We start from the raw sequence: 14,029 nt of genomic DNA on the forward strand, positions 1-14,029 counted from the left end.
TGATTGCGGACTGGATCAGTTGGTACAACCATCGGCGCCCTCACCAGGCGCTGAAAATGAAGACCCCCGCTGAGGCTTATGCGTTAGCGGCCTGACCTGTGCAGAAAGTGCTGGGTCAATACACCGCGGCGCCGGCCGGGAGATGGGAGATTGATTGCTGAAGAGTCCATGTGTCCACCAAGGGGAGTGATTGGTGGGATGGATCCTCAAGCGGCGGCGCAGGATTGGGTAGATGACTTGCCGGGACGCTTACGCAAAAAGGCCACGACGGATGCCGTGGCCTTTGGGGATGAATGCAAGGGATGGGGAGTCTGACCGCCGCAACTCACACGGCTCGGTTCGCCGCTTCCGTCATGGCAAGCGGTGCCGAGTCAGTACTGTGCCGGGACCACTTGCGACTGTCCAACATATAAAAACTTCGCCGCAGACTTACGGATGGTGCGACGAGGTCACGGAATAACTCCATTTGCCTTGCAGGCATCCAGAAATGGTTTTCTGAGGAAATTACAGTCGGCATACGGTCGACTCTGAGTCTGCTGAGCACGCATTGCCAAGATGTCTGCGGGCTGCTTGCCATACGCTTGGCATTCTTCAAGCACCTGCGTCAGCCAGTACTTTCCGTCATTTTCTCCGCAAAGTTTGGCTTTGTAGCGTTCTTCAATACCGTACACGTCCTTCCAGGTTTCAATCTCCTGTGTGATGGCGGCGGGGCCAAATTGCAGGGTGATATCTGCTGGGGTTAGCTTGGAAATGTCGGAATGCTGCAGATTGATTTGCAGCTCAATGGAATGCACTGCTGTTTTGTAAGGGTAGAAAACGGCCCGACGATGAACTGCTCTGGCGGGGTCTTTGGGTGTGTAGGCCGGATCCTTGCTGGTCTTATAGCTGCTGTTGCAGTGGTGGCAGGCAGGGACAAGATTACGAAAATTGATAGAGTTAAACGGGTACAGTGCCTTGGGGAGGTAGTGATCGTAGGCTTCACGCTTGCTGTTGTATTCGCCCAGTAGATCGCTGATGCCACAAAAGGGGCATTTCCCAGCTTTATTGGTTAGTACGAAAGTCTGGTAGTGATGGTCGATGTGACCGATCTTGGCTCGCAGTGCTGCAAGGTCCAAAAGCGACTGCGAGTACAAGCCCTTGAAGAACGTGCTGAGCTGGTCAGCGATATTCTTGTAGTTGACAGCAATGTCGCTGTAGCGGGCTAGATGTACTGTTGGATCATTGGCGCACACTTTCTCCAGATCGTTATTGCCTTGGTACCAACGCTTGAACTGCGCGATCTCTCTGCGCTCAAGCTGGGAGAAGCTCAGGTAAATGGCTTGAACCTGACTCGAAAAACGATCCCCAGCATCGGTGTGGTCATACGCAAAAGACGTCATTACGTCTTTGAGCGGCGGATTGGCATCAAACAGGTTGAGTCCGTAGGGGCCGGCTTTCCGCGCCCGACACCATACTTGATAGAAGATGAAGTTAACAAACCGCTGCATCCTCTCCATCTGATGCGGCACATAGGTGTACGGAAACAGCATCAGCCTTCTGCCTCCCCATTGCCCGGCTGATTACCGTCGAGGATGGCCTTGATCAGCAGCACTTTTTCCACAGAGTCGCCGAGTTGCTGGTGAATTTCTGTGATCAACGATTCTTTGTCTTCGCCGCCCAGCTCAAAGCGGGCCCGCAACGCCTCCAACAAGGCCTGCGCATGGCCGCCGATGGTTTCGCGCTTACCGAAGGTGTTCATGGTGATCTTGTTGATCGAGGCGCCCAGCGTGTTGTACGGCGGGTGGCTGATGCTGACCTCGCCGCTGGATTTGTCCTTGGCAAATACCAGCACCTTCTCCGGCTTGCTATCGGAAATCAGAAATGGCGTATGTGTGGTGATCAGCATCTCCTGTGCGAACTCACCGCTGCCGGGCAGGCATTGTCGCAAGCGGGTGATGAAGTTGGCGCGCCAGTCCGGGTTGAAGTGCGTTTCGGGCTCGTCGAGTAGGAACAGGCTGTTGGTCTGGCGGAACAGCAGGCACAAGCCTAGGCTGTGCAGCAATTGGTGCTCGCCGTCCGACAGTTCTTTGAGCATCATCGGCTGCGCCACGCCCTGCTTGGTGAAGCGCACGAACTTGAACCGCATGATGCGCTGGTCGGATGCCAGCGTCGGCACCGTTTCGCCGACGTAATAGCTGGTGGATGTGTAGAGATCCGACTTCAGCGCATCGCTGACCGAATACAGATTCAGCGTCAGCAGGACTTGCAGCGCCTGGAACAGGGACAAGGCGGAATCATCGAAATTGTCGCGGAAGGCATCTTTCGTCCGTTCGTTGACCCAATAGTCCAAGATCAGCGTATCGGTAGCTTCATCATGGAAATGCAGCGTGGCGCAACGCTTGAGTTTTTCAATTATGGAGGTCCGTCCGTCGCCTTCTAACCCATGCAGCAACTTGAGCCGGTAGTCACCCGTCTCCGGGTCAAGGTTGATGGCGGCGTTGTCTGCGAAGTAGCCCGGCTGCGCGTAACCGGGCTGGACATAATCACCCGCAGTAAAAGCCTCGGCTTGTTGCCGTGTCAGCGGGATACTCCGGCGCAAAATGATGCGAAATTCCTTGAGCGCCTCAATGCCGACATCCTCGCGGAAGGGCTGGAGCGTGGTCTCGTCCTGAAACAGCAGGTTGCACAGCAGAATGGCTTGGCTGAATCCACTATCGAGGTAGGCTAATCGCGCATCTGGGCGACCGGGATAAGGAAGCTGTTTGGCCAGTGCTGTCCAGTACTCGTCGAACTGCACGAAGCGCATCTTGAAAAAGGGCAAGCTGAGGATTTCGTTCTCGCCCGACGAATAGCCCAGTACGTACTGCGGCAGCAGGATGTCGGCGTGGCCGCCCTTGAAAACCTCGTAAACGTCAGTTTCGAAGTCGCTCTGGTTCACCCACTGGAAGCGCACCGATTCACCGGGGTTTTTCCACACGCCCACTTTCGCCCACGCTGGACTGTCGGGGCCACAGTACTGAGAGGGTATGCGGATCAGGTAATCCAGTTCAAACGCCACCGGTAAAAAATCCTGGCCAGTGTTCTGCAACACCTCGGGCAGAAAACTGCGGCGCACCCGCAGGATTTCCAGCTGAAAGAAGATCGCTGCCAGTGCTTCGAGCAGATTGGACTTGCCGCTGCCATTGGGGCCAGCACAGACGAAGGGCGCAAAGCCATCGGGCTGGGCCAGTTCATCCTGCAGGCTCCATTCCGTGCGGAAGTGATGCTCAAAACCACAGGGCAGGCTGCGAAAGCCCGCTGGGTCCGTGATTTTGAGGCGCAGCAGTTTCATGCCTGCGCCGCCTTGAGCTCGATACGGTTGCCAGCGTCGTCAAAAGCCTGTGTCAGTGTGCCAGCAGCCAATGCATCGAATACCCAGGCTTTGATATGTTCGTAGTCGTTGGCGCCCAGTTCGAAATCGTTGTCTGGGTGCAGTTCCGCCAGCCGGTTCTGCGCCGCCGCCATGAAATTCTGTACTGAAAACGGCGTGCTGCCCAGTTGGTTGAGATAGGCTTCCAGCCATTGGACGAGCAGATTCTTGCGCGCCTCCGCGCTCTCCAGCGCAGCCAGCAAGTTGTCGGTGTCAGGTAGGTGGATTGCCAGGCTTTGTTCGGCGGGAGTTTGCAAAGGTTCTGCTGCCACGGTTTTCTCTTTCTCCGGGTCGATGCCCAGCAAGGGCACCCGCGACAAATCCAGCTCGCCCTTGAAGGCCTGCTGGCTCAGGGCACCGTAGAGGGCTTCGAGGTCAGTAAGGCTTTGCTGGTAAGGGAATTTGAGGGCTTCAACTCTTTCTACAACCGCCGAGAACGCCGTCTGATTTTCATAAGGCACGTCAATGGTCCCGATCGGATAGATTCTTGATCCTGACACAAGCGGTTGCGCGGCGCGCCCAGCCGCTTTATTAAGATCATGGATAGCCAGCAAATGCTTGAGAAAGACCAGATCCGTCTTCTTCAAAAGGTCCTTCACGTAAAGCGCATTGTCTGTAACCCATGATTTTGGCTCTGTAAGGTGCACGGAGCCGCAGTAGTAGCCAACTCGGCCGATGACCAATGTTGGCGCGTCGAACATGTATTCCGTGTGAGTGCCATTGACCCCATTCCCGCCATATACCTTGTAGGGACCGTCGGTATTCATGTCCTTGGCCACTAGACCATTTCCACTTGCCACCTTGATGATCTGACCAATCGTCGTCGGCTCCCACCCCTTCTGATTCCGCACCGGGTCGCCAAACATCTCCAGAAACACGCTCTTGAGCAGGTCGTCGAGTTGTTGCAGGTGTTGTTTGCGCTGGGCGATCAGTCCTTCGACTTTGCCGAGCAGATGGGCAATGCGGATTTGGTCGTCGAGGGGCGGGAGCGGCAAATTGATGCTCTCTAATCCTTTGAACTTCAGGGAGTCACGAACAGCGCCCTCAGTATTCGCCCGAATCTGTGCATTGCCCCAGCCACTTTTTAGATAGCGCAGCAAATAGTCTGCGTGAAGATCTTTGCCGGCTTCGAACACGATATACAGTGGGCTTACTAGAACCGTGCTGTCGTGCCGAAGGTAGTCAATCGATCCAACATTGATGCGTGAAGGGTTGTAGGCAAATTGCCCCGGGCTGACGATCTTGTAGTTTGAGACGTCCTTGCTGAAAACTTCTTTGCTAAAGTAATCAGTTGATCTTGTGAAGCCTTCTGAGTTGGTGACGGAAAACACTTCGACATCGGCCTCAACCCGATTTCGTTGGCTCACTTGTCGAACGTGTTTTCCAAGCTCAACAATCGGGAAACGGCTCTTCATCCCACCATCCCCTTCAACTCCAGCAACTCACGCACGATGCCGCTTTGAACCTTGGCGAGGTCTGCCTCCTCCACATCTCCCACCTCGGCCTGAATCAGCCGATCCAGAATCACGCCCGGCGCGTCGTAATGCACTTCCTCAAACACATCGGTTTTATAGCGTGAGAGCGAGAGATCGAAGTTATTTTTCTCGTCCGAAATCTCAGTGCGCGGCACCATGAAACATTTGGCCGTGCGGTCGGTGTCACTGGCTGGATTACGCCCGTGGTATTTTTCGATGATGTCTTGCAGATCTCCGTTGCCTTCCTGCTTGCTGCGCTTGTCATCCAGCGAATAGCCGTCGGCAGCCATTTCGTAGAACCACACATGCTCGGTAGCAGGCTGGGTGACTTTGTCTTTTGGCCCCCAGACTTTGGTAAACAGCAGGATGGCGGTGCTGACCCCGGCGTAGGGCTTGAATACGCCGCTGGGCATGGTAACCACGGCCTTGAGGTCACAACGCTCCACCAGCAATTGGCGCAGCGTTCTGAACGCGCCCCCGGAGCCGAACAGCACGCCTTGCGGCACGATCACGCAAGCGGTGCCACCCTTCTTGAGCAGGCGGTAAATGTTCTCGACAAACAGCAGCTCGGTCTTGGTGGTGCCGAGTTGCAGATTTTCGTTGATGTCGCCCTTATCGATACTGCCGGTAAAGGGCGGGTTGGCCATCACGATGTCGTATTCGGCTTCCTCGGTGTAGCTCTTGCTTAGGGTGTCCTTGTAGTCGATGTGCGGCTCGTCGATGCCGTGCATCATCAGGTTCATCAGCCCCAGGCGCACCATGGTGGCGTCGATGTCATAGCCCCAGAGTGAGCTGGCCAGAATGGCTTGCGCTTTTTCGGTGAGCGCGGCGGCGACCGAGGTGCGCACGAAGCCATCTTCATCGGGCGTGAGGTCTTTGCTGCCTGCCTTGATAGCAAGTTGTGTGACGATGTACTGATAAGCGCCGAGCAAAAAGCCGCCGGAACCACAGGCCGGGTCAGCAATCTTGTGGCCCAGTTGCGGCTGCACCAAATCAGCCATCAGCTTGATGATGTGCCGTGGGGTGCGGAACTGGCCATTCTTGCCAGCAGTGGCGATCTCGGACAGCAGCATTTCATAGACATCGCCTTGGATGTCCTGAAAGGCCTGGCCGTTCTCACGCGAATCGCGCTCCATCACTTCGAAGATGTCGTCGATGGTCTTCACCGCCTCCACCAGCAGGGCCGGTTTGGGGATGATGAACACCGCATTCTTCATGTGGTGGGTGAAATTGGACTCGGCACCGTTCAGGTCTTTGAGGAAGGGGAACACCTTGCCTTGCACGTGCTGCAGCATTTCTTCAGCCTGCATGCGCTTGAATTCGCTCCAGCGCAGCGTGCGCTTGTCGATGGCGAATTTTTCAGGCTCTTGCTGGCTGCGATACTCGGATGGAATCCAGCTGCCAACGAATTTTGAGGTGTAGTTCTCGCCAGTCCATTCAGCATCAGCTTGGCGCTTCTGGTCCAGCTCATCGAGCCGTTTCATGAACAGCAGGTAGGTGATCTGCTCGATGGCGGTGAGTGGGTTGCTGATGCCGCCGCTCCAGAATTTGTTCCAGAGCTGGTCGATCTTGCTTTTGAGTTCGGGGTTGTTCTGTAGCATGAGGTGCCCTATTTTTTAGGCAGCCAACCGTTCGGTCAGCTGCAGGATTTCGTTGATCTCAAACGGACTGAACACGCCACGGATGCCTTGCGGGTGAATGACCGTGAAGGGGGCGTTGATCAAGTCTTTCTTCTCCACCTTTTCGCGCTCGATGATGAAGCCCTTCAGCAGATTGAGGAACTCCATCTGCCGACTGCTGAGCGTGGTGTGGGCGCGGATGAATTGATCGAAGGCGACGCTGACTTCATCCGGAAAACTCTTGAGCACTTCAATGCCCAAGATGTGGCGGATGAACTGTATGAAGCGCGCCTTGCGGTTCTTGTAGACCTGACGCAGCAGGTCTTCGGTGATGTGCGGGTGTTCTTCGTGCAGCAGTTCGGCCAGTTCATTGGCTTCCACCGTGCTGACCGTCTCGCCGTTCTTGATCTTCTGCAGCACCGGGTTATGCGCGGTGAGTTCGGCAATCAAAGCCTCGACCATTTCGCGGTAGCGGGTGACGCTGACCGCTTCGTGCTGCGGGCCGAACTCCACCCATTCCTTCTTGTGCAGTTCATCGGCCAGATCAAGGTGGGTTTGCTCCTGGCCGGCGTTCTGTTCACGGAATTTCATCAGCGGGCCGAGTTTGGCAATCAGTTCGTCGAAGGCATCTTCATCCGCCTTGGCCCAGTAGTGGCTGGTTTGCGCGGCGCGGATCAGGGCTTCTTCCTGCTTTACGAAGCTGACGGAGAGCGGCAGTTCGCTGATCTGTTCGACGATGCACTCCTTGATGGTTTCGGCTTGTTCCTTATCATCATTCAGAACGGCCAGCGAGTATTCGAGAAGGTCACGTTCAAAACGCATGGCCTTGAAATCGGCCTCGGACACAGTGCGGAACAGCGGCTTGATTTCAGCGCGCAGGAACTCCAACCGTTCGTGACTGAGGCTGATCCAGAAGTTGTCATCCTCCAGCCGCGCTAGCGCAGCGGCGGCTTCCTTGATCACCACCGACTCTTTGGGCAATGCTGCCACCTGCAGGCGGAGCTTGGCGATTTCGCGCGCGGCGATGTCGGCATGGCCGCTGTCGTTGGCCTTTTCGATCTTGTCGAGCCGCAGGCCGACCAGCCGCACGGGCAGCGGCAACTGGGCTTTCAGTTCCTTGCCTTTGGGGTTGAGCTTGAAGTATTCGAAGTTGTCCCAGCAGTCGAGAATCAGGAACACATCTTTTTCAAGGCACCAGGGCTTGGGCTTGCTGGTTTCCAGCAGGCGTGTACCGCGTCCGACCATCTGCCAGAACTTGGTATAGGAATAGACCGGCTTGGCGAAGACGAGGTTGACGATTTCGCGTACGTCGATGCCGGTATCGAGCATGTCCACGCTGATGGCGATGCGCGGCATGTCGTTGTTGGTGAATTGATCGAGCAGGCCGCCTTTACCGTAGACGCGTGGATCGTCTGACACCAGCACTTTGGCGAGTTCGCCGTGGTACTGCGGATAGAGCTTATCGAAGATTTCTTCCATGCGCCGGGCGTGCGCCTTTGTGGCACAGAAGAAGATGGTCTTGCCCGGCAGCACGCCATTGGCATCCTTGATGGCTTCTTCCATGAATTCGCGGACGATCAGGGTGTTGGTGCCCTTGTTGATCACCTGCTTTTCAAGCTGGGTACCCTCGAAGTTGATGTCTTCAATCTCCTTGCCCTGCAAGATCAGCTTCTTCTGGTCCTCCAAGGAGATGGTGCGCTTACTGATGCCTTCCATCTGAAACTTAGTCTGAATCTTCATGACCTGGAAGTTACAGAGGTAGGGTGGCACGTTGTTCACGGCTTCTTCATAGGTGTAGGCAAACGTGGGGATGCCGTCTTCGCAATGGAAAAGCTGAAAGGTGTTGTGATCAATGATGTCGGTTGGCGTGGCCGTCAGGCCCAGCGTGATGGCCTTGAAGTAGTCGAGGACTTCGCCGAAAGTGTTGTAGATGGAGCGATGGCTTTCATCGACGACGATGAAATCGAAGAAGTGCGGCGACAGGTGCTGCGCCTCGTCCCGGATGATGTTGAGCATCGTGGGATAGGTGGCGACATATACGCGGCGATCCGTGGCAATCAACTTTTCACCCACATTGGGCCAGCGCGGCTCGTTGGGCATGTGCTCCTTGAAGGCTGCCAGTGCTTGCTCGCGCAACGCAATCCGATCAACCAGAAACAGCACTTTCTCTGCGTGACCAGCGCGCATCAGCGCATCAACCATGGCAATGCAGGTGCGGGTTTTGCCGGTGCCAGTGGCCATCACCAGCAGGAAATCACGCTGTTTTTTCTCGATACCTTCGAGCACCGAACGAATCGCGCGGATCTGGTAATCACGCCCGGCAATCGAGGTGTTGATGAATTCCTGTGTCAGCGGCTTGCGATTGCGGCGGATGTAGGCAAAGCGTTCCAGATCGTCGCGTGTAGGAAAGCCGACCACCTTGCGTGGCGGCGCGTTTTCCAAGTCCCAGAAATAGAGCTCGTGGCCGTTGGTGTAGAAGCAAAACGGCAGTTCGCCGCCCAGTTGCTTCTGGATGTTGTAGCAGTACTGCTTTGCCTGCTCACGGCCAATGGCGGCATCACGGCTGGTCTTCTTGGCTTCGACTACCGCCAAGGGCTTGCGGTCTTTGCCAAGCAAGACGTAATCACTGAACTGGTGGCCCTCGTAAGGTGTGCGAGGTTCGGCCACGCCGGGAGGCAATTGCGTCAGGATGTCGAATTCCTCAACGACCTGCGTAGGGTCTTTGACGTTCCAGTCGGCTTGCGCAAGCTGTTGGTCTATGAGTTCTGATCTTGTCTCTGCTTCTGATTTCGCCACAGTTATGCCTCCCCGCTGTAGTGCTGAAACGCTACAGAGCCTTCTGACGTATTGCCATTATTTGTAGATGTTGACCTGACTACCTTTGCCATAGCGTTTCGAAGTCAAAGGAAAGCTGTCTCTGGTGGCGAATCGAAAGCAGGTAGACCGTGCCCTTGATCCGCGCATACAGCAGCAGGTAGTGCGTCATCACGTACTCGCGCAGCTCGCCATCCTTGCCGAGCGAACCGAGTTTTTTGGTCAGGCGAGCAACGCCGTTGGCCACCTCAACAGAGCGCGCCGGCCGTTCTAGGAATAAGCGCCCCATGCCAGGAAAGCTTTCAAGATTGGGGATGACGGTGTCCGTCAACTCGTCAAGCAGTGCGTCGAAGGCGTGCGGAGCCCCGGCCTCAACCAAGAAGGCCTCAATCTCTTCAAGGTTCCGCTCGAAGTTGGTTGTGAGTTTGACGGTGTGCTTGGCTGTCACGACGTGTGGCGGCTTCTTATCCGGTCACCTTGGCAGCGCGGCGCCGCTTGATGGCATGCAGCGTGCTGTGCGCATCCTTGGTATTTCCTGCCGCGATGTCTGCGAGGCCTTTGCTCGCATCGTCAATCAACAGCAGGTGGATGCGTTCACGCTCAAGCTGGTGGTAGTAGTCCAGCCGTTGGGCGTCGATGACGGCCACATAGCTCTCCCCGTTCTTGGTGATGATCTTCTCTGCACCAGCTTTCACCTGGTCGGCCAGTTCAGACAGGTTCGCTCTGGCCTGCGACAGCGGGATCACATCACTGGCAGAAATGGCCATGAATAGCTCCTTCAAGTTTTGTACAAAGTACTGCACATCATACGCGCTCTATATTCCGTTTGAAAGACTAGGGCTGACGCAGCAACTTCTTCGAGTAGGCACACTGGGACATCAGCCACAGCCACCGGACAACGCAAGGCCAGCAGACGCCTATTAAGGTTTTCGTGCTGGGCAAACCTTGCGAGTAGCGCAGTCTTCATGACCTGCCGATATTGGCAGCTGGCTGGTTGACTTCGCCACTCCCGCGCCAAGGGCCACGGCCAATCTTTGGGGTGTGCTGTCCGCCAGTACTGTCCATCCATAACAAACGGGTATGCACTGGCGGGATGCAGCCAACCGAGCTCGTCGGCCGGACTATCGACCGTGATTGCTTCGATGTGATGCCGGGCACCAACCGGTGAAAACTCGATGGCACCATCCAGATCACGCCGGTAGAGCAGTTGGAACCATTCCGCGCCACCAACTCGCAGTTGAATCGCTCCGACGCCCCCATCTTCGGTCAGGCGTTGCAGGAGCATGAGCGGTAGCTCGGGCCCCAGCAGGCCACGCAACCGCAGGTCTTTGGCGCTCACCGTCAGGCCGCATGATCCAGCCGGGAGCACCAGACCAGCATCCTCGGTGCGCACAACGCTGACGCGATAGCCCAAGGACAACATCCCGGCGCTGCTCCACGCGGCGATGGCAGTGCCCTGCTCCGTGTGAGCGTACCGAAGCGGTGAGGAGCAAATCACTGCCAGATCACCAAAATGCAACGCCATAGCCCCCGCAAGCAGACTGCTTCCCGTTACGCCGACAGGGTGTCCAGCCACACGCCACGGATCTATCAGTTCGATCTTGCGCAGGTCTTGAAACAGCAGATCGGCGAATGGTTCACCCAAGCAGCCCGCCTGCATCACTCACTTCCCGGCAGTTTTGTTCATCTGTGTCACGCCGATGTACCAGGACGGCGGGAGCTCGGCCAAGGCAGCAGTGCCCATACGCACATGGAACTTGCTGTCAGTGTGCGGGTAGGGATCAACCACATACGGCTGGGCTGTCTTGCCGTCGACGGAGGTGTTGCGGTGATAGAGAACTGCCCGCCCCACCTCATATGATTCATCGTAGGACACAAGCGCCAGAGCTACCTCGGGAAGTCCAGCGTAGCTTTTTGCCTCCTTCCAGACAGTTGCGACCAGTCCATGGGCTGCCAGCAAGCGGGCAATGAAGTCACCATCCGCATAGAGCCAATAGGGGCCGGCCTTGGGCAGTCCTAGGGTTTCAGCCTGCTTGAAGATGTCGGCAAGGCTCTTGTTGCTAAGCATGGCGCAACAGGCCAGCACATCTGCGTGGCGGTCTTCGCCCTGGCTGATGCGTTGAAAGAAAGGTTTGAACGATGCAGCGGATGCTGCGGTATTGGTGGCGGGCGTGCTTGCCATGATGATCTCCGAAGGCTGAACAAAACAAACGCACACGGCAAAGCCTTCCGGTCGATGCGACCAGAACAACGAGTGTTCAAGGGGAATCAGATCGAGTGGCTACGCCGTGGCAACTGGCCGACCGCAGCGGCTCAATGAGTGGCGGTGGCTTTTTTCAGCATATTGCGGGGCGAGCGCGCCAGCACAACGAAAAAACTTTGCCAGACAGCAGCAGAAGCGGCGTGCGACTCGAAGGCCACGCTGCGCGGCGACTTGCCACGCGCACGCGACGGCACAAAGACAAACGCCGCAAACGGAAACCGTTGCGGCGTTGTGAGTTGACTTGTGAGCCGTTGCCTTGTAAGCTAAAAAGCTTTTTCAAATCAACGATTTACAGAAGTCTATGGCGGAGTGGACGGGACTCGAACCCGCGACCCCCGGCGTGACAGGCCGGTATTCTAACCAACTGAACTACCACTCCTGGTAGATAGCTGTTGTGCTCTGTTGCCAGAGCCAAGTGCTACAAACTTGGCGACCCTACGGGGATTCGAACCCCGGTACTCACCGTGAAAGGGTGATGTCCTAGGCCTCTAGACGATAGGGTCAAACCTTGGACTAACCGAAACTAGCAAAAATTGGTGGAGGTAAACGGGATCGAACCGATGACCTCTTGCATGCCATGCAAGCGCTCTCCCAGCTGAGCTATACCCCCAATTTCTTGGCTTTCACCAAAAAACGCTTTGCACATCATTGACACACAAAGACTTCAAACTGGCGGAGTGGACGGGACTCGAACCCGCGACCCCCGGCGTGACAGGCCGGTATTCTAACCAACTGAACTACCACTCCTGGCAGGCAGCTTTTTCGCTCTGTTGCCAGAGCCAAGTGCTACAAACTTGGCGACCCTACGGGGATTCGAACCCCGGTACTCACCGTGAAAGGGTGATGTCCTAGGCCTCTAGACGATAGGGTCAAAACCTTGGACTACTCAACAAAGTGGTGGAGGTAAACGGGATCGAACCGATGACCTCTTGCATGCCATGCAAGCGCTCTCCCAGCTGAGCTATACCCCCACTTGAAGTCTCTCGACTTCTTGCTAACTTCTTAAATTTCTCTAAGTCGTTAACTGCTGAGACTTGAATTATAGGCAGATTTTCAGCGGTTTTGCAAACGAATCGAAATTTTTTCTTTTCCGACCAATTCGAGCACCGCATCGACCGACGGCGTGTGGGCCGTGCCCACCGTCAGCACCCGCACCGGCATGGCCAGCTGGGGCATCTTCAGCCCGTATTGTGCCAGCACTTCCTTGAAGGCCGCGGCAATCGAGGCCTTGTCCCAGGCACAGTCCTGCAGCTTGGCAGCCAGGGTGTCGAGCGCCGGGTAGATGGCCTCGGTCACATGCTTGGCGCGCTCCTCTTCGACCATCTTCACGCTGTCGGCGTAAAACACCTCGGCCCAGTCCGCCAGCACCACCAGGGTGTCGCAGCGGTCCTTGAACAGGCCGCAAATGCGCGGCAGGCGGCCGTCGTCGAGGCCGTTCAGGCCCCGGGCCTGCAACAGGGGCAGCACTTTGTCGGCCAGGGCCTGGTCGTCCATGGCCTTGAGGTGCTGGGCGTTGACCCAACGCAGTTTGGCCTCGTCGAACTGGGCCGCGCTGCGACCCAGGTGGTCAAGGTTGAACCAGGACAGGAACTGCTCGCGGCTGAAGATCTCATCGTCGCCATGCGACCAACCCAGGCGGGCCAGGTAGTTCACCATGGCCTCGGGCAGGTAGCCCTCGTCGCGGTACTGGGTCACGGGCTTGGCACCGTTGCGCTTGCTCATCTTCTCGCCCTGCTCGTTGAGCACGGTGGGCAAGTGGGCGTAGACCGGGGGCTCTTGGCCCAGGGCACGGAAGATGTTGATCTGGCGCGGCGTGTTGTTGACGTGGTCGTCGCCACGGATCACGTGGGTGATGGCCATGTCGATGTCGTCGACCACGACGCAGAAGTTGTAGGTCGGCGTGCCATCGGGGCGGGCGATCACCAGGTCGTCGAGTTCGTCGTTGCTGATCTCGATGCGGCCCTTGACCTTGTCTTCCCAGACCACCGAACCGCCTTGCGGGTTCTTGAAGCGCAGCACCGGCTGCACACCTTCGGGCACCGGCGGCAGGGTCTTGCCCGGGGCCGGACGCCAGGTGCCGTCATAACGCGGCTTTTCCTTGGCAGCCATCTGGCGCTCGCGCAGCGCGTCGAGTTCGGCCACGCTCATGTAGCAGGGGTAGACATGGCCTGCCGCCTGCAACTGGGCCAGCACTTCCTTGTAGCGGTCCATGCGCTGCATTTGGTAGACCGGGCCTTCGTCGTGGTCCAGGCCCAGCCACTTCATGCCTTCGATGATCACGTCCACCGCGGCCTGCGAAGAGCGTTCCAGGTCGGTGTCCTCGATGCGCAGCACGAAGGTACCTTGGTTGGCACGCGCAAAGCCCCAGGGGTACAGCGCCGAGCGGATGTTGCCAAGGTGGATGAAGCCAGTGGGCGACGGCGCAAAACGGGTGCGCACGGGGGTGGAAGCGGTGGTCATGACAGGTCAG

At 56.9% G+C, this 14,029-nt stretch carries 11 protein-coding genes and 6 tRNA genes; 1 reads left to right on the plus strand and 16 read right to left on the minus strand.

From position 1 onward, the window contains the following. Positions 1–2 precede the first annotated feature (2 nt). Positions 3–95 carry an integrase core domain-containing protein gene (locus PSQ40_RS17755; protein ID WP_273953376.1) on the plus strand — a complete coding sequence of 31 codons (93 nt, stop codon included), beginning with the start codon at positions 3–5 and terminating at the stop codon, positions 93–95. A 354-nt stretch (positions 96–449) separates the two neighbouring features. On the opposite strand, the gene PSQ40_RS17760 is transcribed toward PSQ40_RS17755, so the two are convergent. The 16 genes from PSQ40_RS17760 to gltX form a co-directional block, all read right to left on the minus strand. Further along, positions 450–1,529, minus strand: a complete 1,080-nt coding sequence (locus tag PSQ40_RS17760; RefSeq protein WP_273953232.1) for an HNH endonuclease — start codon at positions 1,527–1,529, stop codon at positions 450–452. Next, positions 1,529–3,310 (minus strand): restriction system-associated AAA family ATPase, encoded by a 1,782-nt coding sequence (locus PSQ40_RS17765; protein ID WP_273953233.1) that lies wholly within the window; start codon positions 3,308–3,310, stop codon positions 1,529–1,531. The genes PSQ40_RS17760 and PSQ40_RS17765 overlap by 1 nt, the downstream gene beginning before the upstream one ends. Next, positions 3,307–4,803, minus strand: coding sequence for a restriction endonuclease subunit S (locus tag PSQ40_RS17770; RefSeq protein WP_273953234.1), 1,497 nt, complete (start codon positions 4,801–4,803; stop codon positions 3,307–3,309). Before PSQ40_RS17770 ends, PSQ40_RS17765 begins: the two co-directional genes overlap by 4 nt. Further along, complete coding sequence (locus tag PSQ40_RS17775) at positions 4,800–6,464, minus strand: type I restriction-modification system subunit M (RefSeq protein WP_273953235.1); 1,665 nt, start codon at positions 6,462–6,464, stop codon at positions 4,800–4,802. The genes PSQ40_RS17770 and PSQ40_RS17775 overlap by 4 nt, the downstream gene beginning before the upstream one ends. A 15-nt stretch (positions 6,465–6,479) precedes the next feature. After that, complete coding sequence (locus tag PSQ40_RS17780) at positions 6,480–9,278, minus strand: type I restriction endonuclease subunit R (protein WP_273953236.1); 2,799 nt, start codon at positions 9,276–9,278, stop codon at positions 6,480–6,482. A 79-nt stretch (positions 9,279–9,357) separates the two neighbouring features. Further along, positions 9,358–9,744, minus strand: coding sequence for a type II toxin-antitoxin system RelE/ParE family toxin (locus tag PSQ40_RS17785; protein WP_273953237.1), 387 nt, complete (start codon positions 9,742–9,744; stop codon positions 9,358–9,360). 16 nt (positions 9,745–9,760) lie between these two features. After that, positions 9,761–10,063: a type II toxin-antitoxin system Phd/YefM family antitoxin gene (locus tag PSQ40_RS17790; protein WP_273953238.1), complete on the minus strand. Its 303-nt coding sequence runs from the start codon at positions 10,061–10,063 to the stop codon at positions 9,761–9,763. An 11-nt stretch (positions 10,064–10,074) separates the two neighbouring features. After that, on the minus strand, positions 10,075–10,941 hold the full coding sequence (locus PSQ40_RS17795; RefSeq protein ID WP_273953239.1) for a hypothetical protein: 867 nt from the start codon (positions 10,939–10,941) through the stop codon (positions 10,075–10,077). Positions 10,942–10,959: 18 nt separating this feature from the next. Beyond that, positions 10,960–11,478, minus strand: coding sequence for a hypothetical protein (locus tag PSQ40_RS17800; RefSeq protein WP_273953240.1), 519 nt, complete (start codon positions 11,476–11,478; stop codon positions 10,960–10,962). Between the two features lie 383 nt (positions 11,479–11,861). Further along, a tRNA-Asp gene (locus tag PSQ40_RS17805) sits at positions 11,862–11,938 on the minus strand. Between the two features lie 48 nt (positions 11,939–11,986). Beyond that, positions 11,987–12,062, minus strand: a tRNA-Glu gene (locus tag PSQ40_RS17810). 31 nt (positions 12,063–12,093) lie between these two features. Beyond that, positions 12,094–12,169 (minus strand) — tRNA-Ala (locus PSQ40_RS17815). Between the two features lie 60 nt (positions 12,170–12,229). Further along, positions 12,230–12,306 (minus strand) — tRNA-Asp (locus PSQ40_RS17820). 48 nt (positions 12,307–12,354) lie between these two features. Further along, a tRNA-Glu gene (locus tag PSQ40_RS17825) sits at positions 12,355–12,430 on the minus strand. A gap of 24 nt (positions 12,431–12,454) precedes the next feature. Beyond that, positions 12,455–12,530, minus strand: a tRNA-Ala gene (locus tag PSQ40_RS17830). A gap of 82 nt (positions 12,531–12,612) precedes the next feature. Beyond that, entirely contained in the window at positions 12,613–14,019 is a 1,407-nt protein-coding gene (gene gltX / locus PSQ40_RS17835; protein ID WP_273953241.1) for a glutamate--tRNA ligase, read from the minus strand. Positions 14,020–14,029: the final 10 nt, after the last annotated feature.

Source organism: Curvibacter cyanobacteriorum (assembly GCF_028649475.1).
Classification (GTDB): Bacteria; Pseudomonadota; Gammaproteobacteria; order Burkholderiales; family Burkholderiaceae_C; genus Curvibacter; species Curvibacter cyanobacteriorum.

Excerpts from the sequence above, each read along its gene's own strand:
- PSQ40_RS17790 (WP_273953238.1), bottom strand. The coding sequence starts at position 10,063 with ATGGCCATTTCTGCCAGTGATGTGATCCCGCTGTCGCAGGCCAGAGCG.
- PSQ40_RS17765 (WP_273953233.1), bottom strand. The coding sequence starts at position 3,310 with ATGAAACTGCTGCGCCTCAAAATCACGGACCCAGCGGGCTTTCGCAGC.
- PSQ40_RS17775 (WP_273953235.1), bottom strand. The coding sequence starts at position 6,464 with ATGCTACAGAACAACCCCGAACTCAAAAGCAAGATCGACCAGCTCTGG.
- PSQ40_RS17800 (WP_273953240.1), bottom strand. The coding sequence starts at position 11,478 with ATGGCAAGCACGCCCGCCACCAATACCGCAGCATCCGCTGCATCGTTC.
- PSQ40_RS17770 (WP_273953234.1), bottom strand. The coding sequence starts at position 4,803 with ATGAAGAGCCGTTTCCCGATTGTTGAGCTTGGAAAACACGTTCGACAA.
- gltX (WP_273953241.1), bottom strand. The coding sequence starts at position 14,019 with ATGACCACCGCTTCCACCCCCGTGCGCACCCGTTTTGCGCCGTCGCCC.
- PSQ40_RS17760 (WP_273953232.1), bottom strand. The coding sequence starts at position 1,529 with ATGCTGTTTCCGTACACCTATGTGCCGCATCAGATGGAGAGGATGCAG.